Source organism: Scandinavium sp. NPDC088450, assembly GCF_044900545.1.
In the GTDB taxonomy this organism is placed as follows: domain Bacteria; phylum Pseudomonadota; class Gammaproteobacteria; order Enterobacterales; family Enterobacteriaceae; genus Scandinavium.
The window spans coordinates 1-24,153 of the sequence record NZ_JBJDNI010000038.1 but is presented as its reverse complement, the minus strand read 5'-3'; the positions used below and the strand labels follow the sequence as shown (position 1 = coordinate 24,153).

22 protein-coding genes and 1 tRNA gene are annotated in these 24,153 nt (G+C 54.8%); 12 read left to right on the top strand and 11 right to left on the bottom strand.

Annotated elements, in window-relative coordinates:
- Nucleotides 1-189 precede the first annotated feature (189 nt).
- Together ACI2I2_RS22955 and ACI2I2_RS22950 are read right to left on the bottom strand one after the other, a co-directional pair.
- Nucleotides 190-1,440, bottom strand: coding sequence for an integrase arm-type DNA-binding domain-containing protein (locus tag ACI2I2_RS22955; RefSeq protein ID WP_032294613.1), 1,251 nt, complete (start codon nt 1,438-1,440; stop codon nt 190-192).
- Between the two features lie 199 nt (nt 1,441-1,639).
- Nucleotides 1,640-1,724: transfer RNA gene (locus ACI2I2_RS22950), tRNA-Leu, on the bottom strand.
- A 320-nt stretch (nt 1,725-2,044) separates the two neighbouring features.
- Here ACI2I2_RS22950 and ACI2I2_RS22945 point away from each other — a divergent pair.
- Nucleotides 2,045-3,064 (top strand): NAD(P)-dependent alcohol dehydrogenase, encoded by a 1,020-nt coding sequence (locus ACI2I2_RS22945; RefSeq protein ID WP_404660059.1) that lies wholly within the window; start codon nt 2,045-2,047, stop codon nt 3,062-3,064.
- A gap of 253 nt (nt 3,065-3,317) precedes the next feature.
- Here the strand turns inward: ACI2I2_RS22945 and ACI2I2_RS22940 are convergent, their stop codons facing one another.
- A complete protein-coding gene (locus ACI2I2_RS22940; protein ID WP_404660058.1) occupies nt 3,318-4,958 on the bottom strand; it encodes a glycerone kinase in 1,641 nt (546 codons plus the stop codon).
- Nucleotides 4,959-5,095: 137 nt separating this feature from the next.
- On the opposite strand from ACI2I2_RS22940, the gene ACI2I2_RS22935 reads away from it, so the two are divergent.
- A complete protein-coding gene (locus ACI2I2_RS22935) occupies nt 5,096-6,598 on the top strand; it encodes a helicase HerA-like C-terminal domain-containing protein (RefSeq protein WP_404660057.1) in 1,503 nt (500 codons plus the stop codon).
- Between the two features lie 90 nt (nt 6,599-6,688).
- Here the strand turns inward: ACI2I2_RS22935 and lptG are convergent, their stop codons facing one another.
- The 3 genes from lptG to ACI2I2_RS22920 form a co-directional block, all read right to left on the bottom strand.
- The gene (gene lptG / locus ACI2I2_RS22930; RefSeq protein ID WP_404660056.1) at nt 6,689-7,771 is read right to left on the bottom strand and encodes an LPS export ABC transporter permease LptG; all 1,083 of its coding nucleotides are present in this window, start codon (nt 7,769-7,771) and stop codon (nt 6,689-6,691) included.
- Nucleotides 7,771-8,871 carry an LPS export ABC transporter permease LptF gene (lptF, locus tag ACI2I2_RS22925; RefSeq protein WP_404660055.1) on the bottom strand — a complete coding sequence of 367 codons (1,101 nt, stop codon included), beginning with the start codon at nt 8,869-8,871 and terminating at the stop codon, nt 7,771-7,773. The genes lptG and lptF overlap by 1 nt, the downstream gene beginning before the upstream one ends.
- A gap of 63 nt (nt 8,872-8,934) precedes the next feature.
- Nucleotides 8,935-8,985, bottom strand: coding sequence for a hypothetical protein (locus ACI2I2_RS22920; protein WP_217448718.1), 51 nt, complete (start codon nt 8,983-8,985; stop codon nt 8,935-8,937).
- 153 nt (nt 8,986-9,138) lie between these two features.
- On the opposite strand from ACI2I2_RS22920, the gene pepA reads away from it, so the two are divergent.
- From pepA to ACI2I2_RS22905, 3 genes are all read left to right on the top strand, one after another.
- Complete coding sequence (pepA, locus tag ACI2I2_RS22915; protein WP_330985413.1) at nt 9,139-10,650, top strand: leucyl aminopeptidase; 1,512 nt, start codon at nt 9,139-9,141, stop codon at nt 10,648-10,650.
- 130 nt (nt 10,651-10,780) lie between these two features.
- Nucleotides 10,781-11,224 (top strand): DNA polymerase III subunit chi, encoded by a 444-nt coding sequence (holC, locus tag ACI2I2_RS22910; protein ID WP_330985412.1) that lies wholly within the window; start codon nt 10,781-10,783, stop codon nt 11,222-11,224.
- A complete protein-coding gene (locus ACI2I2_RS22905) occupies nt 11,224-14,079 on the top strand; it encodes a valine--tRNA ligase (protein WP_404660054.1) in 2,856 nt (951 codons plus the stop codon). The genes holC and ACI2I2_RS22905 overlap by 1 nt, the downstream gene beginning before the upstream one ends.
- A 49-nt stretch (nt 14,080-14,128) precedes the next feature.
- On the opposite strand, the gene ACI2I2_RS22900 is transcribed toward ACI2I2_RS22905, so the two are convergent.
- A complete protein-coding gene (locus ACI2I2_RS22900; RefSeq protein ID WP_404660053.1) occupies nt 14,129-15,328 on the bottom strand; it encodes a YjgN family protein in 1,200 nt (399 codons plus the stop codon).
- Nucleotides 15,329-15,521: 193 nt separating this feature from the next.
- Here ACI2I2_RS22900 and ACI2I2_RS22895 point away from each other — a divergent pair, with 193 nt between their 5' ends.
- Nucleotides 15,522-16,025, top strand: coding sequence for a GNAT family N-acetyltransferase (locus tag ACI2I2_RS22895; RefSeq protein WP_404660052.1), 504 nt, complete (start codon nt 15,522-15,524; stop codon nt 16,023-16,025).
- A 170-nt stretch (nt 16,026-16,195) separates the two neighbouring features.
- Here the strand turns inward: ACI2I2_RS22895 and miaE are convergent, their stop codons facing one another.
- Together miaE and rraB are read right to left on the bottom strand one after the other, a co-directional pair.
- A complete protein-coding gene (miaE, locus tag ACI2I2_RS22890; RefSeq protein WP_404660051.1) occupies nt 16,196-16,972 on the bottom strand; it encodes a tRNA isopentenyl-2-thiomethyl-A-37 hydroxylase MiaE in 777 nt (258 codons plus the stop codon).
- A gap of 41 nt (nt 16,973-17,013) precedes the next feature.
- Nucleotides 17,014-17,436: a ribonuclease E inhibitor RraB gene (gene rraB / locus ACI2I2_RS22885; RefSeq protein WP_330985408.1), complete on the bottom strand. Its 423-nt coding sequence runs from the start codon at nt 17,434-17,436 to the stop codon at nt 17,014-17,016.
- 98 nt (nt 17,437-17,534) lie between these two features.
- Between rraB and ACI2I2_RS22880 the strand changes: the two genes are divergently transcribed.
- Both ACI2I2_RS22880 and argF read left to right on the top strand, forming a co-directional pair.
- The gene (locus ACI2I2_RS22880; protein WP_404660062.1) at nt 17,535-17,600 is read left to right on the top strand and encodes a hypothetical protein; all 66 of its coding nucleotides are present in this window, start codon (nt 17,535-17,537) and stop codon (nt 17,598-17,600) included.
- Nucleotides 17,600-18,604, top strand: coding sequence for an ornithine carbamoyltransferase (gene argF, locus ACI2I2_RS22875; protein WP_404660061.1), 1,005 nt, complete (start codon nt 17,600-17,602; stop codon nt 18,602-18,604). The genes ACI2I2_RS22880 and argF overlap by 1 nt, the downstream gene beginning before the upstream one ends.
- A gap of 94 nt (nt 18,605-18,698) precedes the next feature.
- Here the strand turns inward: argF and ACI2I2_RS22870 are convergent, their stop codons facing one another.
- Nucleotides 18,699-19,151, bottom strand: a complete 453-nt coding sequence (locus ACI2I2_RS22870; RefSeq protein ID WP_404660050.1) for a YhcH/YjgK/YiaL family protein — start codon at nt 19,149-19,151, stop codon at nt 18,699-18,701.
- Nucleotides 19,152-19,345: 194 nt separating this feature from the next.
- On the opposite strand from ACI2I2_RS22870, the gene ACI2I2_RS22865 reads away from it, so the two are divergent.
- The 4 genes from ACI2I2_RS22865 (at nt 19,346) to ACI2I2_RS22850 (ending at nt 21,371) form a co-directional block, all read left to right on the top strand.
- Nucleotides 19,346-19,495 (top strand): pyrBI operon leader peptide, encoded by a 150-nt coding sequence (locus ACI2I2_RS22865; protein ID WP_404660049.1) that lies wholly within the window; start codon nt 19,346-19,348, stop codon nt 19,493-19,495.
- Nucleotides 19,488-20,423: an aspartate carbamoyltransferase gene (gene pyrB, locus ACI2I2_RS22860; protein WP_404660048.1), complete on the top strand. Its 936-nt coding sequence runs from the start codon at nt 19,488-19,490 to the stop codon at nt 20,421-20,423. Before ACI2I2_RS22865 ends, pyrB begins: the two co-directional genes overlap by 8 nt.
- 12 nt (nt 20,424-20,435) lie before the next feature.
- Nucleotides 20,436-20,897 (top strand): aspartate carbamoyltransferase regulatory subunit, encoded by a 462-nt coding sequence (gene pyrI / locus ACI2I2_RS22855; RefSeq protein WP_404660047.1) that lies wholly within the window; start codon nt 20,436-20,438, stop codon nt 20,895-20,897.
- Between the two features lie 87 nt (nt 20,898-20,984).
- Nucleotides 20,985-21,371, top strand: coding sequence for a 2-iminobutanoate/2-iminopropanoate deaminase (locus ACI2I2_RS22850; RefSeq protein WP_404660046.1), 387 nt, complete (start codon nt 20,985-20,987; stop codon nt 21,369-21,371).
- Between the two features lie 98 nt (nt 21,372-21,469).
- Here the strand turns inward: ACI2I2_RS22850 and ACI2I2_RS22845 are convergent, their stop codons facing one another.
- The gene (locus ACI2I2_RS22845; protein WP_404660045.1) at nt 21,470-23,863 is read right to left on the bottom strand and encodes a beta-N-acetylhexosaminidase; all 2,394 of its coding nucleotides are present in this window, start codon (nt 23,861-23,863) and stop codon (nt 21,470-21,472) included.
- Nucleotides 23,864-24,153: the final 290 nt, after the last annotated feature.

Below are 24,153 nucleotides of genomic sequence, written 5' to 3'. Positions count from 1 at the left end.
GACTTTTTCATCACTTTTTGATCCGAAGATCCTAACGGAAACCAGTCGCGATGGCCACCTTTTTTTCTAACTAAGGCCACTTCCTTGGTATCCAAGCATTGATTAAGAAACAAAATAACTGTGATTATATACAGTGTATTTTAAATTCCAACAAGAGTGTGCTTCTTTGCGATAAGTCTTCCAATTTGGCTACGCTTTCGCATAGTCAAACGGGCTAATCCCTTTCTCGCGATTTGCATCCAGAAAATCCGCCCACCACTGCAGCATCAATCGTCTCTCATCCAAATGTTCAGCCTTATGAATGTATGCCGCTCGAACAGAGTTACGTTCCATATGACTCATCTGTCGCTCTACCGCATCCCTCGACCACAACCCCGATTCAATCAACGAGCTACATGCCATAGTCCTGAAACCATGACCACAAACATCGACCTTTGTGTCATAACCCATAACACGCAGCGCCTTGTTCACAGTGTTTTCACTCATCGGTTTACGCGGATTATGATCGCCAATGAAAACAAAATCGCGCTCGCCACTAAGCTTGTGAACCTGTTTAAGGATTGCCAATGCCTGACGAGACAGAGGCACTAAGTGAGGTGTACGCATTTTAGAACCACGTTGCGAATGCTTAACACCTTCTATAGCTTCTCGTTCCGCCGGGATTGTCCACATTGCCCTTTCAAAATCGATCTCGGACCAACGGGCAAAGCGCAACTCACTGGAACGAATAAAGATTAATAACGTTAACTCAACAGCCAGACGGGTTAAAGGCCGTCCGGTGTAGTTATCAATTCGGTGGAGTAGTTCAGGTAAGCGTTTCAGTTCAAGTGCTGGTCGATGGACACGATTACTGGAAGCAACTGCCCCAGCCATCTCCTGAGCAGGATTGTAATCGATCAAACCGCTTTGCACTGCATAACGCATAATTGCATTGGTACGCTGCTGAAGACGCGAAGCCACTTCAAGACGCCCTGTAGCCTCAACTACTTTGATAGGCACAAGGAGATCGCGCGTACTAAAACTATCAATACTTCGCTTCCCAATCGCTGGGAACAAATTATCTTCCAGGCTCTTCAGCACCCGCCGACTATGTTCTTCTGTCCATTTTTTATTTGCTGCGTGCCACTCTCTAGCAACTGACTCAAAGGTAATAGCTTCTTTCGTCTGTTCTTCTTTCACAGCACGTTTGTGTTCGCGAGGATCTATTCCAGCAGCAACGAGCCTCCTAGCCTCTTCTCTTTTTTGACGGGCATCAGCCAGTGAAGTTTCAGGGTAAACACCAAAAGCCATCAGATGCTGCTTCCCACCAAAGCGAAAGCGGAACCGCCAGTACTTTGAGCCATTGGGATGAATAAGCAAAAACATGCCATCCCCATCGACAAGGGTGTACTCCTTTTCCTGCGGTTTTGCGGAACGCACTTTGATATCTGTCAGAGCCATAAAAGTTCTCCTTCCATGTGCCACTGTGAGTATACAACCATTATCGAACCAGCATATATACTCGGTTCTATACTCACAAGCGACTTGATGTGGGTTGACTCAGATTGACTTCTGTTGAAAGGAAAATCGCGGAAAGCCTTGCGGATACTGGATTTCAGGCACAAAAAAAGACGTCCGTTGACGTCTATTGATGTTCCGATGGTGCCGAAGGCCGGACTCGAACCGGCACGTATTTCTACGGTTGATTTTGAATCAACTGCGTCTACCGATTTCGCCACTTCGGCACTGAAGGGTGATGCGGAAACGTGTTGGATTATACCTGTCATGCGGAGGCTTGCAAGCAGCGTTGTGGGCAGCGTCTGTTAAGTGTTGAAATTTTCAGCAGCGGAATTTTGCGAATGATTTCAAGCATCGTACGAAGATAGTGCTCTCCCCTCACCCCAGCCCTCTCCCCAAAGGGATTAGCACCACACTAATTTCCCCCCTCTCCCTAACCCTCTCCCCAGGGAGAGGGGATACTAAAACCTTCACGCCCCCTTCTGCCAAGCGCTGCTCCGCGCCATGCTCTACACTTCCAGTTCAACACCATAATGAGGGAAGTGCGATGTCCATCATAAAAAGCTACGCCGCAAAACAGGCCGGGGCCGATCTGGAAGTCTGGGAGTACGATGCAGGCGAACTGCAGCCGGAAGATGTGGAAGTGCAGGTCGATTACTGCGGCATCTGCCATTCGGATTTGTCGATGATCGACAACGAATGGGGCATGTCGAGCTATCCGCTGGTTGCAGGCCATGAAATCATTGGTCGCGTTGCGGCCCTTGGCAGCGCGGCGCAGAGCAAAGGCCTGAAAGTGGGCCAACGCGTGGGCGTGGGCTGGACGGCACGTAGCTGTGGGCACTGCGACGCCTGTATCAGCGGCAACCAAATCAACTGTCTGGAAGGCTCGCTGCCAACCATTATGAACCGCGGCGGCTTCGCCGATAAGCTGCGAGCAGACTGGCAATGGGTTATCCCGCTGCCTGAAAACATCGATTTCGAATCCGCCGGCCCGCTGCTGTGCGGCGGCATCACCGTCTTCAAACCTCTGCTGCTGAACACCGTCACCGCCACCAGCCGCGTGGGGGTGATTGGTATCGGCGGGCTGGGGCACATCGCCATTAAGCTGCTGCGTGCCATGGGTGCGGAGGTGACGGCGTTTAGCTCCAATCCGGCGAAAGAGAAAGAAGTGCTGGCGATGGGAGCCGATCGTGTGGTGAACAGCCGCGATCCGGAAGCGCTGAAAGCCCTGGCGGGTCAGTTCGATTTGATCATCAACACCGTGGCGGTCGATCTCGACTGGCAGCCGTACTTCGAAGCGCTGGCCTATGGCGGCAACTTCCATACGGTGGGCGCGGTAATGAAACCGTTGCAGGTGCCTGCATTTACGCTGATTGGCGGCGACCGCAGCATCTCCGGGTCGGCGACGGGTAACCCGGCGGAGCTGCGCAAGCTGATGAAGTTTGCCGGGCGAGCGAAGGTGTCGCCGACGACTGAGCTGTTCCCGATGTCGAAAATCAACGAAGCGCTGAAGCATGTGCGTGACGGGAAAGCCCGTTATCGTGTGGTGTTGAAGGCTGATTTTTGAATGTGTTGAGAGGGGTAGTTAGCGTTAGTGCTCGCCCCTCTCCCCTGCCCTCTCCCGATAGGGAGAGGGAGCAAGGCAAAACAGCACCTGTTCCCGACAGGGAGAGGGAGCAAGACAAGACAGTGCAGGTCCCCTCACCCCGGCCCTCTCCCCAAAGGGGCGAGGGAGAAAGGCAAAACAATGCAGGTCCCCGATAGGGCGAGGGAGTAAGGCAAAACAGCGCCGGTCCCCGAAAGGGAGAGGGAGGCCGCGATTATCCCCTGCTGATAGCAGCAAACACCTCAGCGACAGCCACCGCACCTGGGTCGGTTACGCCTTCCAGGTTCTCTTTGTTGACGTAAGATGAGCGGCCCGCGCCTGCTTTTTGCATTTTCGCTGTGCTCTCTGCGCCCTCTTTTGCGGCCTTCGTCGCTGCGGGTAAATCTTTATCTCGTAGCGCTTCCAGCGCCGGTTGCAGGGCATCTATCAACGTTCTGTCGCCTATATCTGCGCCGCCGTATTGTTTCATCTGCTGCAAGCCGTTTAACAAGGCTTCTGCCAGCTTTTTGCCCTCATGGACGGCCTGACCTGCGGCGGTGAAAAATATCGACATCAGCACGCCGCTGGAGCCGCCCATCACGGTCGCCAGCCTTTCGCCTGTCAGTTGCAGCAGCTGTGCGGTGTCGTTGAGCGGCAGTTTGCCTGCTTTCAGCAGCTGTTCGATATCTCGCGCGCCTTCGGCGAAGGTCGATCCGGTATCGCCATCGCCCACTTTGGCATCCAGCGCGTTCAGGCGGTTTTCCAGGTCAATGAGCGTGTGCGTCGTCGCCGCGACCAGCGCTTTCACCTGCTCGTTGTCAGATGGCGTGAAATCGACGCTATCGTGGATCTTGCTGTGTTTAATGGTTTTTAAGGGCGCGAAGGCGACGGGTTTCTGCCAGCCGATAGTCTCGACATCCGCCTGCAACGCCTTCTCAAACGCAGGCGTGAGCTTCAGCAGCGAGAGTGAGAAACCTTTCATATCCAGCGAGCTCACCAGCGCCGCCGGGCCAATCAGCCAGCGAATGTTGTTCTTCAGCGCGGAATGCGCCAGCTCTTTGGTGAGCAGCGCCATTTCCAGGGCTGATACGCCGCCAAGATTGTTGATGAGCACGGCGACATCCGCGTTGCCCACTTTCTCCTGCAAGGGTTTTACCAGCGTGTCGATGAGGGTTTTGCTGTTGTGGCTGTCGACCGTCGACGCACCCGGTTCGCCGTGAATCCCCAACCCCAGCTCGACGTGCCCGGGTTTGATGCGCCCTTCTTCGTCATCGCTGCCCGGCAGGTTGCAGCTCTCCATCGCCACGCCGAGGCTGAACACGCTGTCGCACGCCTGCTGCGCAACCTTACGGACTTCGCTTAGCGTTTTGCCCTGTTCGGCTGCGTAGCCCGCAATCTTGTGCACCAGCGCCGTGCCTGCGATGCCGCGCGGCTGTTTGTTGTCCGGCAGCGCGATATCGTCTGCCACAATCACCATCTCGACTTTCAGGCCGTAGCGTTTGGCTTTCTCCGCCGCGAGGCCGAAGTTCAGCCGGTCGCCGGTGTAATTTTTGACGATCAGCAGGCAACCGCGATCGCCCGTCACCGCCACGATGGCGTTCAGCACCGCGTCCACGCTTGGCGAGGCGAACAGGTCACCGCACACCGCCGCAGTGAGCATCCCTTTGCCGACAAAGCCCGCGTGCGCAGGTTCGTGGCCGGACCCGCCGCCGGAAATAACGGCCACCCGGCTTTTATCCCAGTCGCCACGGGCAATCACCCGAATCGCCGGGTCGATATCTAAGCGTACCAGGTTGCCGTGCGGTGCGGAGACGACGATGCCTTCTATGGCATCATTGACCAGCTGCTTGCGGTCATTGAAAAAGAATCTGGACATTACCTTCCACCCATTTGAAATACGTATGGCAAAGCATAGTCGTCGCTGCGTATTACGCCGCAAAGTCCAGACTTAGCTGAGCATATAAGTCAGTCACTTTGGCCTATACTCGACGCAGAAGAAACGGAGGAAATACCATGAGTTCACCCCTGCTGATTGCCCGCACGACGGACAAGGAACTGTTTTTACTGCCCGGTATGGCGAACCGCCACGGGCTTATCACTGGCGCAACGGGCACAGGTAAAACTGTCACCCTACAAAAAATGGCAGAGTCATTTTCTGAGAATGGCGTGCCGGTGTTTATGGCTGACGTCAAAGGCGATCTCACGGGCGTCGCGAAGGAAGGCCAGGCGTCAGAGAAGCTCATGGAGCGCCTGAAAAAGATTGGCGTGAATGACTGGGAAGCGCACAGCAACCCGGTGGTGGTGTGGGACATTTTTGGTGAGAAAGGCCACCCGGTGCGCGCGACAGTGTCCGACCTTGGGCCACTGCTGTTGTCGCGTCTGCTGAACCTGAACGAGGTTCAGTCCGGCGTGCTGAACATCATCTTCCGCATTGCCGACGATCAGGGCCTGCTGCTGCTCGATTTCAAAGATTTGCGTGCCATTACCCAATACATCGGCGATAACGCCAAATCCTTCCAGAATCAGTATGGCAATATCAGCAGCGCATCTGTGGGCGCCATTCAGCGCGGTTTACTGACGCTGGAACAGCAAGGCGCGGAGCACTTCTTCGGCGAGCCGATGCTGGATATCAAAGACTGGATGCGAACCGACAGCAACGGCAAAGGCATCATCAATATCCTGAGCGCAGAAAAGCTCTATCAGATGCCGAAACTGTACGCCGCCAGTCTGTTATGGATGCTTTCTGAGCTGTATGAACAGCTGCCTGAAGCGGGCGATTTGGAAAAGCCGAAGCTGGTGTTCTTCTTCGATGAAGCCCATTTGCTGTTCAGCGACGCGCCGCAGGTGCTGCTGGATAAAATCGAGCAGGTCATTCGTTTGATACGCTCGAAAGCCGTCGGCGTTTATTTTGTGTCCCAGAACCCGTCTGATATTCCGGACAACGTCCTTGGGCAATTGGGCAACCGCGTGCAGCATGCCCTGCGAGCCTTTACGCCGAAAGATCAGAAAGCAGTGAAAACCGCAGCGCAAACCATGCGCGCGAACCCGGCGTTTAATACCGAGAAAGCCATTCAGGAACTGGGCACCGGCGAAGCGCTGATTTCATTCCTGGATGAGAAAGGCAGCCCGTCCGTGGTCGAACGCGCCATGGTGATCGCACCGTGTTCACGCATGGGGCCCGTTACCGACGATGAACGCAATGGGCTCATCAACAACTCCCCGCTGTACGGGAAATATGAAGATGCGGTCGACAGAGAATCCGCCTTCGAGAAACTGCAAAAAGGCGTTCAGGCGACAACCGAAGAACAAAACGCTCCGCCAGCGAAAGGAGCAACCGCAGAAGTTGACGACGGCATTCTAGGCGGGCTGAAAGACATTCTGTTTGGCACGACAGGACCACGAGGCGGGAAAAGAGACGGACTGGTTCAGGCCGCAGCAAAAACCGCGACAAGGCAGATTACCAACCAGATTGTACGCGGGATGCTCGGGAGTTTGCTTGGGGGAAGACGGCGCTGAGTCAGGAATTGCCGGGCGGCACTGCGTTTGCCCGGCCTACAAGATCTCGTAGGCCCGGTAAGGCGGAAGCCGCCACCGGGCAATTCGATTTTAAGCCTTACGCGTCATCAACCAAAGGCTTATCAGGAAGAAGCTGCCGCTTGGCAGTAGCGCGCCAATTACCGGCGGGATGCCGTAGACCAGCGTCAGCGGGCCGAAGATTTGGTCGAGGACGTAGAACACAAAGCCGAAGCTTATCCCCGTCACCACTCTCACCCCCATCGGCACGCTACGTAGCGGCCCGAAGATAAACGACAGCGCCATCAGCATCATCACCGCCACCGACAACGGCTGGAACACTTTGCTCCACATGTTGAGCTGGTAGCGCCCTGCATCTTGTCCGCTCGATTTCAGGTACTTCACGTAGTTGTGCAGGCCGCTTATCGACAGCGCATCTGGGTCCAGCGCTACCACACCCAGTTTGTCTGGCGTGAGGTTGGTTTTCCAGGTGCCACTCACGGTTTGCGAGCCAGTGACTTGCTTCGGATCGGTCAGGTTGGATTCATCCACCTGTGACAAGCGCCAGCTTTTGCTGTCTTTGTCGAATTTCGCTGAAGCCGCGTAACGCACCGACTGCAAACGACGGTTGTCGTTGAAGCTGTAGATGCTGATCCCGCCCAGCTCATCGTCGCCTTTGATGCGCTCGATGTAGATATAATTGTTACCGTCTTTCGCCCACATTCCCTGTTGGGTGGAGAGCAGCGAGCCGCCGTACATCGCCTGTGCGCGCAGGTTACGCGCCATTTGCTCGCCTTGCGGTGCAACCCATTCGCCAATCGCCATGGTCAGCAGCACCAATGGGATGGCCGTTTTCATCACCGACAATGCCACCTGCATACGCGTGAAGCCGGAAGCCTGCATGACCACCAGTTCACTGCGCTGCGCCAGCATGCCCAGGCCCAATAACGCGCCCAGAAGCGCCGCCATCGGGAAGAAAATCTGCACGTCTTTTGGCACGCTGAGCAGGGTATACATGCCCGCACCCAGCGCGTCATAGGTGCCCTGCCCGGCTTTTTTCAACTGGTCGACAAATTTGATGATGCCCGAGAGCGACACCAGCATGAACAGCGTCATCATGATGGTGGTGAAAATGGTTTTACCGATATAGCGGTCAAGTACGCCAAATGCTTGCATTATACCGCTCCTTTCCCGCTAAACCGCGCACGGACGCGGCGCATCGGCACTGTATCCCACAGGTTCAGCGCCACAGCGATGCCGAAGTACAATAAGTTCACGCCCCACATCCACAATGTTGGGTCAATTTTGCCTTTGCCACCGTTGGATTTCAGCGACGTTTGTACCAGGAAGAACACCAGATACAGCAACATGGCAGGCAACATCGATAACACACGGCCCTGACGCGGGTTCACCACGCTCAGCGGCACGACCATCAGCGCCATGATAAAGACTGTCGCGACCAGCGTGATACGCCAGTGCAGCTCTGCCCGCGCCTGTGGCGTATCGGTATTCCACAGGGCGCTCATGCCCATCTGATCGGTATCGTTCGGATCAAGCGCGACGGCCTGATGCCCGATAATCGCCTGATAATCTTTGAAGTCGGTGATACGGAAGTCACGCAGCATCGCGGTGCCTTCAAAGCGGGTGCCCTGGTTCAGGTTCACAACCTGCGAGCCGTCTTTGCTTTGTGAGAGCTGACCGGAATCCGCCACCACAACGGAAGGGCGTGCGTTGCCTTTGGTGCGAATTTGCGCGAGGAACACATCGTGGAATTTTTTACCGTCGACGCTTTCAATGAACAGAACGGAGTTGCCATCGGTCGCCTGGGTGAACTGGCCTTGTGCCAGCGCCGCCATGCCCGGGTTCGCTTTCGCTTCTGCCAGCACTTCGTCCTGATGCCTTGAAGACCACGGCCCGGCCCACATCACGTTGACCGCCGCCACAATCGCGGTGAACAGCGCGAGGATCATCGCAGCCTTCACCAGCACGGCTTTACTCAGGCCGCAGGCGTGCATCACCGTGATTTCACTTTCGGTGTAGAGTTTGCCCAGCGTCATCAACAGGCCAAGGAACAGACTCAGCGGCAGGATCAGTTGCGCCATTTCTGGCACCCCAAGCCCTAACAGGGAGAGCACGAGGTTGGTGGGGATTTCACCATCTACCGCTGCGCCGAGGATCCTGACCAGTTTCTGGCAGAAAAAGATCAGTAGCAGGATGAAGAGGATAGCCAGCTGGCTTTTCAGCGTCTCCCGCACCAGATATCTTATGATTATCACTATAAATACGCCCGTTAAAACCAGTCATATTGCTGGAAAATTGCTTGTTTCATGGCTTAAACGTCATTTATTCTCTTGAGTCGTCGAAAACATCGCTAAGATTATATGACTCAGCGGCTTTACGTTTCAGACCCGGTTCTGACGAGCCAACATCGCGATATCGTTAAGATTAACACGAAGTCACCGCAACAGCGGACATGAGTTACGAAAGCTTGCAATTCTATCCGTAGCCACCGCCGTTGTCTTTAAGATTCAGGAGCGTAGTGCATGGAGTTCAGTGTAAAAAGCGGTAGCCCGGAGAAACAACGGAGTGCCTGCATCGTTGTTGGCGTCTTTGAACCACGCCGTCTCTCCCCGATCGCCGAACAACTCGATAAGATCAGCGACGGTTATATCAGCGCCCTGCTGCGCCGTGGCGAGCTTGAAGGCAAACCTGGCCAGACTCTGCTGCTGCACCACGTGCCGAACGTGCTCTCTGAGCGCATTCTGCTGATTGGGTGTGGCAAAGAGCGCGAGCTGGATGAACGTCAGTATAAGCAAGTTATCCAGAAAACGATCAATACGCTCAATGACACCGGTTCGATGGAAGCGGTGTGCTTCCTGACCGAACTGCATGTCAAAGGCCGCAACAACTACTGGAAAGTACGCCAGGCGGTTGAGACCGCGAAAGAGACGCTGTACAGCTTCGACCAGTTGAAAACCAACAAAACCGAGCCGCGCCGCCCTCTGCGTAAAATGGTCTTTAACGTGCCAACCCGTCGTGAACTGACCAGCGGTGAACGCGCAATCCAGCACGGTCTGGCAATTGCTGCCGGTATCAAGGCCGCGAAAGATCTGGGCAATATGCCGCCAAACATCTGTAACGCCGGATACCTGGCTTCGCAGGCGCGCCAGCTTGCCGACTCCTACAGCAAAAACGTCGTCACCCGCGTGATTGGCGAACAGCAGATGAAAGAGCTGGGCATGCATTCGTATCTGGCTGTCGGCAACGGCTCGCAGAACGAGTCTCTGATGTCGGTCATTGAATACAAAGGCAATCCGGCGGAAGATGCCCGTCCTATCGTGCTGGTCGGTAAAGGCCTGACGTTCGACTCCGGCGGTATCTCCATCAAACCTGCCGAAGGCATGGACGAGATGAAGTACGACATGTGCGGCGCAGCAGCGGTCTACGGCGTGATGCGCATGGTGGCGGAGCTGCAACTTCCCCTGAACGTTATCGGCGTGCTGGCGGGCTGTGAAAACATGCCTGGCGGACGTGCGTATCGCCCAGGCGACGTGCTGACCACTATGTCCGGTCAAACCGTTGAAGTGCTGAACACCGATGCCGAAGGCCGTCTGGTGCTGTGTGATGTGCTGACCTACGTTGAGCGTTTTGAACCGGAAGCGGTTATCGACGTGGCCACGCTGACTGGCGCTTGTGTTATCGCGCTGGGCCATCACATTACCGGCCTGATGTCGAACCACAACCCGTTAGCGCATGAGCTGATTGGCGCGTCTGAACAAGCCGGCGACCGCGCGTGGCGCTTGCCGCTGGGCGATGAGTATCAGGAACAGCTGGAAACCAACTTCGCGGATATGGCGAACATCGGTGGCCGTCCTGGCGGGGCAATTACCGCAGGCTGCTTCCTGTCACGCTTCACCCGCAAGTACAACTGGGCGCACCTCGACATCGCGGGCACCGCGTGGCGTTCTGGTAAAGCCAAAGGCGCGACCGGTCGTCCTGTTGCCCTGCTGTCTCAGTTCTTGCTGAACCGCGCTGGTTTTTCCGGTGAAGAGTAACGGCGAAGAGTAACGGCTAGCCATTGCCCAGCGGCGCTTCGCTTGCCGGGCCTACAAGGCTTACGTAGGCCGGGTAAGCGGTAGCGCCACCCGGCTTTACGTTTAAAATAACCTAAAGAAATCCCATATTATGAAGAATGCGACGTTCTACCTGCTCGATAACGACAACACCGCCGACGGCCTGAGCGCTGTTGAACAACTGGTGTGTGAGCTGGCGGCAGACAGGTGGCGAGCGGGGAAACGCATTCTGATCGCCTGTGAAGACGAGAAGCAGGCCATTCGCCTTGATGAGGCGCTGTGGTCGCGCCCTGCGGAAAGCTTTGTGCCGCATAATCTGTCGGGCGAAGGCCCACGCGGCGGTGCACCGGTAGAAATTGCCTGGCCGCAAAAGCGCAACAGCAGCCCGCGGGATTTGCTCATCAGCCTGCGCGTTGGCTTTGCAGATTTTGCCACCGCTTTCACAGAAGTGATAGACTTCGTGCCTCACGAAGATTCCTTAAAACAACTGGCGCGCGACCGCTACAAAGCGTACCGCATGGCTGGTTTTAACCTGAATACGGCAACCTGGAAATAATGGAAAAGACATACAACCCACAAGATATCGAACAGCCGCTTTACGAGCACTGGGAAAAGCAGGGCTATTTCAAACCGAATGGTGATGAAAGCCAGGAAAGCTTCTGCATCATGATCCCGCCGCCGAACGTCACCGGCAGTTTGCATATGGGTCATGCCTTCCAGCAAACCATCATGGACACCATGATCCGCTACCAGCGCATGCAGGGCAAAAACACCCTGTGGCAGGCTGGTACCGACCACGCGGGTATCGCAACCCAGATGGTGGTGGAGCGTAAGATTGCCGCTGAAGAAGGGAAAACCCGCCACGACTACGGTCGCGATGCCTTCATCGACAAAATCTGGCAGTGGAAAGCCGAATCCGGCGGCACCATTACCCGTCAGATGCGCCGTCTCGGTAACTCCGTAGACTGGGAGCGCGAGCGTTTCACTATGGACGAAGGTCTTTCCAATGCCGTGAAAGAAGTCTTCGTTCGCCTGTACAAAGAAGATTTAATCTATCGTGGTAAGCGTCTGGTCAACTGGGACCCGAAACTGCGTACCGCGATTTCTGACCTGGAAGTGGAAAACCGCGAGTCTAAAGGCTCGATGTGGCACATCCGCTATCCGCTGGCCGATGGCGCAAAAACCGCTGACGGCAAAGATTACCTGGTGGTCGCCACTACCCGTCCGGAAACCCTGCTGGGCGATACCGGTGTGGCCGTTAACCCGGAAGATCCGCGTTACAAAGACCTGATTGGCAAATTCCTTGTACTGCCGCTGGTGAACCGCCGTATTCCGATCGTGGGCGACGAACACGCCGACATGGAAAAAGGCACCGGCTGCGTGAAAATCACCCCGGCGCACGACTTTAACGACTACGAAGTCGGGAAACGTCACGCCCTGCCGATGATCAACATCCTGACCTTCGACGGTGATATCCGCGAAAGCGCACAGGTGTTCGACACCAAAGGCGAAGAGTCTGACGTTTATCCGTCTGACATCCCGGCTGAATTCCAGAAGCTGGAGCGCTTTGCTGCCCGTAAAGCGGTTGTTGCAGCGATTGACGCCCTCGGCCTGCTCGAAGAAATCAAACCTCACGATCTGACCGTGCCGTACGGCGACCGTGGCGGCGTGGTTATCGAGCCAATGCTGACCGATCAGTGGTACGTGCGTGCCGACGTGCTGGCGAAACCAGCTGTTGAAGCCGTTGAGAATGGCGACATTCAGTTCGTACCGAAGCAGTACGAAAACATGTATTTCTCCTGGATGCGTGACATTCAGGACTGGTGTATCTCCCGCCAGCTGTGGTGGGGTCACCGTATCCCGGCGTGGTACGACAACGAAGGCAACGTCTATGTTGGCCGCACCGAAGACGAAGTGCGTCAGGAAAACAACCTGAGCGCCGACGTTGCACTGCGTCAGGACGAAGACGTGCTCGATACCTGGTTCTCCTCCGCGCTGTGGACGTTCTCTACCCTCGGCTGGCCGGAAAACACCGACGCGCTGCGTCAGTTCCACCCAACCAGCGTGATGGTGTCTGGCTTCGACATCATCTTCTTCTGGATTGCCCGCATGATCATGATGACCATGCACTTCATCAAAGATGAAAACGGCAAACCGCAGGTGCCGTTCCATACCGTCTACATGACTGGCCTGATTCGTGACGACGAAGGCCAGAAGATGTCCAAATCCAAGGGCAACGTCATTGACCCGCTGGATATGGTCGACGGGATTTCTCTGGCAGACCTGCTGGAAAAACGCACCGGCAATATGATGCAGCCGCAGCTGGCTGAGAAAATCGCCAAGCGCACCGAGAAACAGTTCCCGAACGGTATTGAGCCGCACGGTACCGACGCCCTGCGCTTCACCCTGGCGGCGCTGGCTTCTACCGGGCGCGACATCAACTGGGACATGAAGCGCCTGGAAGGCTACCGCAACTTCTGTAACAAACTGTGGAACGCCAGCCGCTTTGTGCTGATGAACACCGAAGACCAGGATTGTGGCTTCAACGGCGGCGAGAAAGTGCTGTCGCTGGCCGATCGCTGGATCCTCGCGGAATTCAACCACACCGTGAAAGCGTACCGCGAAGCGCTGGATAACTTCCGCTTCGATATCGCCGCTGGCATCCTGTATGAGTTCACCTGGAACCAGTTCTGTGACTGGTATCTGGAACTGACCAAGCCAGTCATGACCGGTGGTTCAGAAGTTGAACTGCGAGGCACTCGCCATACGCTGGTGACCGTGCTGGAAGGTCTGCTGCGCCTGGCACATCCGATCATTCCATTCATCACCGAAACCATCTGGCAGCGTGTGAAAACCATCGTCGGTAACGACGCAGACACCATCATGCTGCAGCCGTTCCCGGCGTACGATGCGGCACAGGTTGATGAAGCGGCACTGGCAGACACCGAGTGGCTGAAGCAGGCGATCATCGCCGTACGTAACATCCGTGCGGAAATGAACATCGCGCCGGGCAAACCGCTCGAACTGCTGCTGCGTGGTTGCAGCGCGGACGCTCAGCGTCGCGTGAGCGATAACCAGAGCTTCCTGCAGTCAATGGCGCGTCTGGAAAGCATCACCGTGCTGCCAGCCGATGATAAAGGTCCGGTCTCCGTGACCAAAATCATCGACGGAGCAGAGCTGCTGATCCCGATGGCCGGCCTCATCAACAAAGAAGATGAGCTGGCGCGTCTGGCGAAAGAAGTGGCGAAGATCGAAGGTGAAATCGGCCGCATCGAAAGCAAACTGTCCAACGAAGGCTTTGTGGCACGCGCTCCAGAAGCAGTGATCGCCAAAGAGCGTGAGAAGCTGGACGGTTATGCCGAAGCGAAAGCGAAGCTGATTGAGCAGCAGGCTGTGATCGCCGCGCTGTAATCGTGCTGAGTTGATGAGAAAGCCGGAGCCTGCTCCGGCTTTTTTACGCCTAAATAAACGGCATAGCCGGTACAACACCTCGCGACATCGCGGCGAACAGTCCGGTGTCATTCTCCTCATCAGAATCGACTAATTCCAGTGCATCAAGGTCGCCCTCGACTGAGGTATGGTTGGCCAGGTAGCGAATAAAGCGAATTTTCGCCCATGGGTAGGCCAGACCCAGCGTGACCAGTGAGGCCAACGCCATCACCACGATTTGCTGCAACATGTCGATAAAAGTAATGGACGAACGAAAGCGCAGCGTATTCGCCAGCGTCAGGCCATTAATAAAAATATTACGTAATGCGGTCATGACAAACGTTGTAGCTAAAATAACGCCAACAAAATAAATCAGATAGCTCGCTGTGATTTCTGTCGTATATTGCGCGACCAGATCCTGCTGAGAGGCTGCATCCAATCTGCCAATAGCCACTGTAAAGCCGAATTCCTCGTAGAATGGCGCAATAATTTTGCCAATAACCAGAATAAAGGGCAGTAAAATAAGCATCGACAGCAGACCGACTTTTATACAGTGGGAGAGAGAGACGGTAATATCAAAAGATTGAGTCCCAAAGCGTGCATTTTTACCCAGCAATTGCATCCATTTTCCGTAGAGCATTCCATTGATTGCCCCAACCAGCAGCAGACCCGCCACCACCATCAGCACCATATGGGCAATGAGCGTCGTCAAATCGGATGACTGGCCCAGCAGAATATTGAACAGGTAGAGGAAAATCACGCTCGCCACCACCAGTGCCGCTGGCAAGCCCAGCATCACCCACATGGCCTGCCCGCTACGACAGTGAAAACCGAAGCGGACATTATTCAGCGAGGTCATCATTGCTTGATAACGCAACCCCTTTACCACCATCAGGGGTGACAACACCATAAACCCTATTATTGGAAAAGAAGAGAAAAGCGGATTGATAGACGAGCAGATAATCGTGGCCAATATAAAGAAAAGCATCAGCAAAAAAAAGCTCAGAAAAAATGCGCCACCGGTTGCGCTGTAGCGAAAGCGCACGCCGTTCAGTTCCATATTTTCATAAATATAGCGGCGGCTTTTCACAAAAGCCCAGGGCATATAAATCCCAAGCGTGACGATTGTCAGTAATAAATTCACCAAACAAATAATAAAAAACCGCCCGGTTTTTCCGTGAAAGACAAACTTATGCTGCGAAGCGGGTGCAGCTTGCTCGATCCCGACCATATAAATAAATCTCCATTTTATAAATTACATAAAAACAATGAATGTTTCAGCACCGTTATTATGGGAGCGCTCAGTATGCGGAGCATTTAATCTGACAACAAGAGCCAGAACGCCCGGAAACGGAACTTGCACCGATCTAATGAGAGTGGTATTAAATAAAATTATGTTCAAAGGCTTCACATTGAGTAATTAAATGAATGCTACAGCGCTTCCCACGCTCACTCTGCGTGTCCTGACCCCTCAGGACAACGCGGCCATTGCCAGCGTAATTCGCACCGTTTCTGCCGAGTACGGATTAACCGCCGATAAAGGCTATACCGTCGCCGATCCCAATCTGGATGAGCTGTATCAGCTTTATAGCCAGCCAGGGCATGCTTATTGGGTGATTGAGCAAGAAGGCCGTGTGGTTGGCGGTGGTGGCGTGGCCCCGTTGCAATGCAGCGAGACGGATATCTGCGAGCTGCAAAAGATGTATTTTCTGCCGTCAGCTCGCGGTAAAGGGATGGCGAAAAAGCTGGCGCTGATGGCGATGGACCACGCGCGTGAGCAGGGCTTTAAGCGCTGCTATCTGGAAACGACTGCCTTTCTGAAAGAAGCGATTGCCCTGTATGAGCATCTTGGCTTTGAGCATATCGACGGCCCGCTAGGCTGTACCGGCCATGTGGATTGTGAAGTTCGGATGTTGAAGGTGCTTTAGATTTAGCATCGTAAGCGCCCCTCTCCCCTGCCCTCTCCCAAAGGGAGAGGGAGAAAGAAAAGATCGTGCTGTTTTTACCGCCGTTCCCACTGGGGGAGAAAGAAAAGACCGCTCTGTCTTGATCCCCTCTCCCTTTGGGAGAGGGTTAGGGAGAGGGGAGACAACAAGCGCTAAACAGGCATCCCGCTATGAAAACGGAACTCCTCATCCGGCGTGGAAATGAGCGCCGCCTCTACCTCACCAAAAAATCTCACTCGTGGCGTAATATCCTCATCAGACACCTGCTGCGCCAGTGCCAGATAATCCTGATAATGCCGCGCCTCGGAACGCAACAGTGACAGGTAAAACTTCTGTAGCTCTTCATCCAGATACGGGGCCAGCGCGGCAAAGCGCTCGCAGGAACGCGCTTCGATGTACGCCCCACAAATCAGCTTATCAATCAGCGTCAGCGGTTCGTGCGTTCGCACTTCCTTTAGCATGCCTTTGGCATAACGACTGGCAGTGATTTTGATATACGGGATCTCACGAGCCAGCATGATTTCCCGCACCTGCCAGAAGTGATGCAACTCCTCTTTGATGAGCAACACCATGCTGTCGATGAGTTGCCGTCCCCACGGGTCGTCGGTTTGCGGCATCACGCTTTTGCCAATCTGTTTTTGCAGGGCGATGAAATCGGGCTCCGGCCCGGCGCGGAAGGCAAAGGCCTCGTAAGGCTGGAGCCATGCCAGAAGCTCATCTGCTCCGGCTTTATCGGCAACGTATTTACGCACCAGCAGCATCGCGGTTTGAGCGGCTTTGAGCTCACACACCAGGTGGTCAGTTAACAACAGAGGAAGGTGCTGCGGATCGCGAGCTTTGTCGATCCAGGCCTGAGGCGTGGGGCAGCGCAGAAACGTTAACACCGGGGCGAGTATTTGCGGGTAATCCATGCTCAAAAACAGTCTCATGAAAGCGATGCGGCAGCGGGCGCTACCGCATCAGTCAACACTTAGTGGCGAACGCCGTCATCGTCTTCGTCGATGTACTCTTCGTCGTCACCTTCGCCGTCTTCACCGTTAGGATCTTCGTAATAGGTGCCCCAGCCATCGTATTCAACGCCGAATTTTTCAGCCAGGTTCATCAGCTGTTCAACCTGCGCGTCGATGAGGTCTGCTTTCAGCGCACATTCACTGAGCGCGTCACAGCAAATCACCATCTCACCTTCTTCGACTTCCAGCTCTTCTGGCTCGGTCACTTCGTAACCCAGCTTGAAGACTTCTACGGCCAGCTTCTCAAGAGTGTCAAAATCGTCCGCCGAGAAATGATGCTCGATGGTATACAGCGCATCCGGATCGCTACCATCGTCCAGTAATTCTTCAATAATCAGACGCGTTTCTTCGCGCTGCTCTTCCAGGTGTTCCGGGTTTGCCATAGCTCGTTCCTCATGATGTGCGGCAGATACTTCTATTTTCACATACCGCGCCCATTGCCTCCACCTTTCCCGCAAAGATTTGTGAAACGGGGTTGCAAATGAATATTCATACATATAAATTGAATTTTAATTCAATAAGTGGCCTAAGCCATGAGAGGAAATGATGTCGACGTTTTATCAGAAGCATTTTTTGAAGTTACTGGATTTTACCCCTGCACAACTCACCCATCTGCTGTCTCTGGCCGCCCAGTTAAAAGCGGATAAAAAGCACGGCAAAGAAGTGCCAAAACTGATCGGCAAAAACATCGCGCTCATCTTCGAAAAAGACTCGACCCGTACCCGTTGCTCTTTCGAAGTTGCCGCCTACGATCAGGGCGCACGCGTGACCTACCTCGGCCCAAGCGGCAGCCAGATTGGCCATAAAGAATCCATTAAAGATACCGCGCGCGTTCTGGGCCGCATGTATGACGGCATTCAGTACCGCGGCTACGGCCAGGAGATCGTCGAAACGCTGGCGGAGTATGCGGGTGTTCCGGTGTGGAACGGTCTGACTAACGAATTTCACCCAACGCAACTGCTGGCAGATTTGCTGACTATGCAAGAGCATTTACCGGGCAAAGCGTTTAACGAGATGACGCTGGTCTACGCCGGTGACGCACGCAACAACATGGGCAATTCGATGCTGGAAGCCGCCGCGCTGACAGGGCTGGATTTACGCCTGGTCGCGCCACAGGCGTGCTGGCCAGAAGCGAGCCTGGTGGCAGAATGCAAAGCGCTGGCGCAGAAGAATGGCGGTGACATTACACTGACAGAAGACGTTGCCGCAGGCGTGAAAGGCGCCGATTTCATCTACACCGACGTGTGGGTTTCCATGGGCGAAGCCAAAGCAAAATGGGCCGAACGTATCGCCCTGCTGCGTGACTACCAGGTGAATAAAAACATGCTGACACTGACGGGTAACCCACAGGTGAAGTTCCTGCATTGTCTGCCAGCCTTCCACGACGACCAGACCACGCTCGGCAAGCAAATGGCAGAAGAGTTCGGCCTGCATGGCGGGATGGAAGTGACAGACGAGGTCTTTGAATCTGAGGCGAGCATTGTGTTCGATCAGGCTGAAAATCGGATGCACACCATTAAAGCGGTGATGGTGGCGACGCTTTCGCAGTAATGTTTTGCAATGGTACTCCCCCTCTCCCCGACCCTCTCCCGAAAGGAGAGGGAGTCAAAACAGAGCGGTTCAGGCCAGGGAGAGGGGCAACCAATCACTCCACCAGCATTTTCACCACAGCCTTACGAACCTTCGCAGGCGTTCCCACTGCGCAAAGTGGTTTATGCACTTCGCCCGGGTAGAACACCACAAAATCCCCTTCGCTCAGAATCACCGTTTTTTCCTGCACGCCTTCGGGCAAAAAGGCGATGTCTTTATCGGCCAGCCAGTCTGTATCTGGCTTCCCGGCAGGCTGGGTGCTGAAGGTCATGCCTTCCTGGCCTTTCAGAATGATTTGGATATCCAGATACTTCGCGTGATATTCCGCGCGGCGGTCAGCAAACGGCTCGGTGGTGTCTTCGGAAATCAGATAAAACAGGCGGTTGCCGTCAATATCGTGTTTTCCCAGCGGGGTGGCCTCGGTCACGTGCGCTTTAATGTGCTCGATGGCCTGACGCAGTTCCTGCGGCAGCCAACCATGCAAATGATGAATGTTTCCTGCGATCATAAAGCCTCCAAAATATAAAACAATGTTTCAATTTTGAGTTTTATACCCTCCTTCAACGGGGTATTCCATCGCTTTTTTGCGGATATTTGCGCTGGCGCATGCTTCCCGAAGCAAACGTTTTCCTGTCTGTGCACTTATCGCTTGATCCCTTCGATTTGCTGCGTATAATGCCAGTCGTTTTGCCGGGAGGAAGCATGGTCAACTGCGTACGACATTCTGTCTTACCGCGTCTGAAAACAGACGCTGGCCTGCCGTTTTTCTCCCGTGGCATCATCGAATTCAGGAAGCCCCTTTTTATAAGGGGCTTTTTTTTTGCCCAGGCGTCAGGAGATAAACATGGCTAACCCGCTATATCAAAAACATATCATTTCCATCAACGATCTCAGCCGCGAAGACCTTGAACTGGTTCTGGCGACTGCCGCCAAATTGAAAGCCCATCCTCAACCCGAGCTGCTCAAGCACAAGGTTATCGCCAGCTGTTTCTTTGAAGCATCGACCCGCACCCGTCTGTCGTTTGAAACCTCGATGCACCGTCTGGGTGCCAGCGTGGTGGGATTTTCTGACAGCGCGAATACCTCGCTGGGCAAAAAAGGCGAAACGCTGGCCGATACCATTTCGGTCATCAGCACCTACGTTGACGCCATCGTGATGCGCCATCCGCAGGAAGGTGCGGCGCGTCTGGCAACAGAGTTCTCTGGCGGTATTCCGGTTCTGAACGCGGGCGATGGCGCGAATCAGCACCCCACACAGACCCTGCTGGATCTCTTTACCATTCAGGAAACGCAGGGCCGCCTGGAAAACCTCAACATCGCGATGGTCGGCGACCTGAAATATGGCCGTACCGTTCACTCACTGACCCAGGCGCTGGCGAAATTTAACGGCAACCGCTTCTACTTTATCGCCCCGGATGCGCTGGCGATGCCGCAATACATTCTCGATATGCTCGATGAAAAAGGCATTGCCTGGAGCGTGCACGGCACCATCGAAGAGGTGATGGCCGAAGTGGATATTCTTTATATGACTCGCGTGCAGAAAGAGCGTCTGGACCCGTCTGAATACGCCAACGTGAAGGCGCAGTTCGTGTTACGCGCCGCCGACCTTGAAGGCGCACGCAGCAACATGAAGGTGCTGCATCCGCTGCCACGCATTGATGAGATCACTACCGATGTCGATAAAACGCCGCACGCCTGGTACTTCCAGCAGGCCGGCAACGGCATCTTCGCACGCCAGGCATTGCTGGCGTTGGTTCTGAACAGCGACCTGGCTCTGTAAGGGGAAATGACGATGACACACGATAATAAACTTCAGGTAGAAGCCATCAAACGCGGCACCGTAATCGACCATATCCCGGCGCAGATTGGCTTTAAATTGCTGACATTGTTCAAGCTGACCGAAACCGACCAGCGCATCACCATCGGCCTGAACCTGCCGTCTGGCGAAATGGGTCGCAAGGATCTGATTAAAATCGAGAACACGTTCCTGACCGACGAGCAGGTCAATCAGCTGTCTCTGTACGCGCCGCACGCCACGGTGAACCGTATCGATAATTACGAAGTGGTCGGCAAATCTCGCCCAAGCCTGCCAGAGCGCATTGAAAGCGTGCTGGTGTGCCCGAACAGCAACTGCATCAGCCACGCAGAGCCTGTCTCTTCGAGCTTTAGCGTGAAACAGCGCGCCGATGATATCGCCCTGAAATGCAAATACTGCGAGAAAGAGTTCTCACACACCGCGGTGCTGGCGAACTAATTAAGGTTGATGGTTGGTATCGGGTGCCCGGCTCCCTATAATGGCCGGGCATCTCATTAACTGAACATTGTCATAATGGAGAGAATCATGAGCAAGGTTATCGCTACAGAAAAAGCCCCAGCAGCCATCGGTCCCTACGTTCAGGGTGTTGATTTAGGCAGCATGATTATCACTTCCGGCCAGATCCCTGTGTGCCCGAAAACCGGCACCGTAGCGGAAGACGTTGCTGCGCAGGCGCGTCAGTCTCTGGAAAACGTGCAGGCTATCGTTGAAGCCGCAGGCCTGAAAGTGGGTGACATCGTGAAAACCACCGTTTTCGTGAAAGATCTGAACGATTTCGCCACCGTTAACGCCATCTACGAAGCGTTCTTCACCGAGCACAACGCCACCTTCCCGGCACGTTCTTGTGTGGAAGTGGCTCGTCTGCCAAAAGATGTGAAAATTGAGATTGAAGCGATCGCTGTTCGTCGCTGATCGTCTTGTTGCCCGGCTTGTTGCCCGGCGGCACTTCGTTTGCCGGGCCTACGAGTCGTGTAGGCCGGGTAAGCGCTAGCGCCACCCGGCAACTAGTTTCACTCTATCCGCGTCGCCCGCAGCAAAGTCTCAATCGGGTAGACCGCCGCAATCACCACTTCATCTTGCGTTTTCGCGGCTTCATCAAGCTGCGTCTGAATCGACGCATACTCTTTGTCATCCAGCGTGCCCTGACGGGCCACCAGATCGGTTAAGCGCAGCCCAAGCGCCGCCAGTTTATCGACCTGCAACGCCACCGGTTTGATTGCCGCCAGTTGATGATTGCCATCGGTCAGCACCAGCACGTCAGCGGTGTTGTTCTGCCAACGAGTGAAGACGTGGCGCAGCGCGTCGGCACTTTCATTGTCTTCCGCATCGCTCACCAGATTATCCGCCCACTCATTGAGATGACGCACGGTGTTGCTTTCGGCTGGCAGCGCATCCGCAAAGCGGTTCAGTGGCTCAAACTGGTGATAGTTTCCTGCCTGGAATTTCAGATGCTGACGGGTGTAATACTGTGCCGGTTCAATCGCCTGAGCCAGCACCTGCAATGGCAGAGTGTCGTTGCCGTTTGCCAGGCGCGTGAACTGCACCAACTGCTGCGTGTGCTGTTTGAGCCCGACTGAGACCGTCGACCAGCCGTCAATCGCCTGCAAACGCTGATACATGTTGTCGGTATCGTTAACGTCTTTCGCTGACCACAGACGTTCTGCCACTACAAATCCTCGTGGCCAGAGGCGAATATCCAGCACCGGCGCGACAATATTTTCCGCCCACAGCGCGGCTTCACCCCCCAGCAAATTCTTCTGCTGCTCAGCATCTGGGATCACTGGCGGAATACCTTTCGGCACATCATCCAGTCGCGCGCCGGTAATCGGGTAACGCACGTTACCAATCAGGAAATAGCCGCTCAGACGATCGTCGTGAATGCTGAGCACCGGGCTGGTTTCGCCCATCCAGGTATCGACGGTGAACGTCACCTGATCCGGCGTCAGCCATTCGATGTCATCCACAGCGCGGCGAGATTTGCCTTTGAAATCAATAAATCCACGCCACTCCTGATCGCCTTTCACCAGCGTGAAGGTGCCTTCAACCGGGCTACCTTTCAGACGCGGCATACTGAAACTCCAGCTCTGCGCACTATCGGCATCGCTGATGTTGTCCACGCCGTTAAGCCCCTGCGGCACAATCTCATTGCGATAGTGATAGGCCGCGCTCTGCGGCTGATCGAGATAGAAACCGGTGGAGAGAATGCCTTTGTAGCCATTTTTCGCCACATCGCCCAGCGCATCCTGCCCTTGCCAGGACTGGATCAAAATGCTTTTTGGCAGATCCGGATGGTAAATCTCGTCCCAGCCCACCATCTGGCGGTGATGCTTTTCGAGGATCAACTCCAGCTTGCGGTTGAAATAAGCCTGCAAGGCATGGCTGTCCGCCAGCTTGTTCTCTTGCATAAATTTCTGGATAGCCGGATTGTTTTTCCACTGCGTATCGTCAACTTCGTCCCCGCCGATATGCAGATAAGGGTCCGGGAAGATCGCCGCAAGTTCACCGACAATCGCATCAGCGAAGGTATACGTCGCCTCTTTGGTCGGATCGAGTACCGGTTTCAGCACGCCCCAGTGGCGTTCCATTTCATACGGCCCCGGCGCGCTCATCAGTTCGGGGTAGGCCACCGCGATCGCCGAGGCATGCCCCGGCATATCGATTTCTGGCACCACGCGAACCCCACGCTCAGCCGCGTAGTGAACGACATCCTTCATTTGTGCAGGCGTATAGAACAGCCCGTCACTGGCGAGCTGTTGCAGTTTCGGGTAGCGCGTCGAGGCGAAGCGCCAGCCCTGATCGTCCGTTAAATGCCAGTGGAAGACGTTCAGCTTAGCCGCTGCCATCCCATCAATCTGGCGTTTGATATCTTCAATGGGCAGGAAATGACGCGCGGAATCCAGCAGCACACCGCGCCACGGGAAGCGCGGAGAATCTTCAATGGTGACGTAAGGAATGGCAGTGTTATCTGGCCCGTTTTGAATCAACTGAAGCAGGGTTTCCATCCCGTGTAGCGCGCCAAAACGGGTGTTGGCCGTGAGCTTCACGCCGTTCTCATCCACCACCAGCTTGTAGCTTTCATCGCTGTCCGGACGAGGAAGTTCGGGCACTTTTTTGGCTATCACAATGTCGATAGTCGGTGTTTTCGCCGGGCCGCTTTGCGGCACCATCTCCCACCCTGTTTGCTTTGCAATTCGGCCACGCAGACGACTAACCGCATCACCCAGATCGTCACCACTTAAATTGATAGTGAGCTGGTTATTCAGCACCAGAGCACCTTGCGCTGAAGGCCGCTCGACCTGCGCAGGCCAGGGCATCAGAGGGAGATCGCCAGCGGGCGTGGCCAGAGCGAAGCCACTTAACAACAGTCCAGTCGTCAACAAGCTGTAGCGCACAGTTTTAAGCATCAGGGTTTCCTTTATGACGGGCCAAAAACGGCAAAGCACTCAGTTAACACGGGCGGATTCAAGGGGTCAAGGGCTGGAGACGACGTGGGTCACAACTTATTGAGATTCAGCAGAATACCAGTTTGGAAGTGGGTAGTTTCCCCTCTCCCCTGCCCTCTCCCAAAAGGAGAGGGAGAATTCAAGTTCCCTCTCCCTGCGGGCTGAGGTATCCCCACAAAAGTGAAAAGCACGATGAAGTGTGATCTACTGGTTGCGCTAACAAAACAGAAGAGACCTCATCGTGCCTTTAC

Excerpts from the sequence above, each read along its gene's own strand:
- ACI2I2_RS22955 (WP_032294613.1), bottom strand. The coding sequence starts at position 1,440 with ATGGCTCTGACAGATATCAAAGTGCGTTCCGCAAAACCGCAGGAAAAG.
- ACI2I2_RS22945 (WP_404660059.1), top strand. The coding sequence starts at position 2,045 with ATGTCCATCATAAAAAGCTACGCCGCAAAACAGGCCGGGGCCGATCTG.
- ACI2I2_RS22940 (WP_404660058.1), bottom strand. The coding sequence starts at position 4,958 with ATGTCCAGATTCTTTTTCAATGACCGCAAGCAGCTGGTCAATGATGCC.
- ACI2I2_RS22935 (WP_404660057.1), top strand. The coding sequence starts at position 5,096 with ATGAGTTCACCCCTGCTGATTGCCCGCACGACGGACAAGGAACTGTTT.
- lptG (WP_404660056.1), bottom strand. The coding sequence starts at position 7,771 with ATGCAAGCATTTGGCGTACTTGACCGCTATATCGGTAAAACCATTTTC.
- pepA (WP_330985413.1), top strand. The coding sequence starts at position 9,139 with ATGGAGTTCAGTGTAAAAAGCGGTAGCCCGGAGAAACAACGGAGTGCC.
- holC (WP_330985412.1), top strand. The coding sequence starts at position 10,781 with ATGAAGAATGCGACGTTCTACCTGCTCGATAACGACAACACCGCCGAC.
- ACI2I2_RS22905 (WP_404660054.1), top strand. The coding sequence starts at position 11,224 with ATGGAAAAGACATACAACCCACAAGATATCGAACAGCCGCTTTACGAG.
- ACI2I2_RS22900 (WP_404660053.1), bottom strand. The coding sequence starts at position 15,328 with ATGGTCGGGATCGAGCAAGCTGCACCCGCTTCGCAGCATAAGTTTGTC.
- ACI2I2_RS22895 (WP_404660052.1), top strand. The coding sequence starts at position 15,522 with ATGAATGCTACAGCGCTTCCCACGCTCACTCTGCGTGTCCTGACCCCT.
- miaE (WP_404660051.1), bottom strand. The coding sequence starts at position 16,972 with ATGAGACTGTTTTTGAGCATGGATTACCCGCAAATACTCGCCCCGGTG.
- rraB (WP_330985408.1), bottom strand. The coding sequence starts at position 17,436 with ATGGCAAACCCGGAACACCTGGAAGAGCAGCGCGAAGAAACGCGTCTG.
- argF (WP_404660061.1), top strand. The coding sequence starts at position 17,600 with ATGTCGACGTTTTATCAGAAGCATTTTTTGAAGTTACTGGATTTTACC.
- ACI2I2_RS22870 (WP_404660050.1), bottom strand. The coding sequence starts at position 19,151 with ATGATCGCAGGAAACATTCATCATTTGCATGGTTGGCTGCCGCAGGAA.
- ACI2I2_RS22865 (WP_404660049.1), top strand. The coding sequence starts at position 19,346 with ATGGTCAACTGCGTACGACATTCTGTCTTACCGCGTCTGAAAACAGAC.
- pyrB (WP_404660048.1), top strand. The coding sequence starts at position 19,488 with ATGGCTAACCCGCTATATCAAAAACATATCATTTCCATCAACGATCTC.
- pyrI (WP_404660047.1), top strand. The coding sequence starts at position 20,436 with ATGACACACGATAATAAACTTCAGGTAGAAGCCATCAAACGCGGCACC.
- ACI2I2_RS22850 (WP_404660046.1), top strand. The coding sequence starts at position 20,985 with ATGAGCAAGGTTATCGCTACAGAAAAAGCCCCAGCAGCCATCGGTCCC.
- ACI2I2_RS22845 (WP_404660045.1), bottom strand. The coding sequence starts at position 23,863 with ATGCTTAAAACTGTGCGCTACAGCTTGTTGACGACTGGACTGTTGTTA.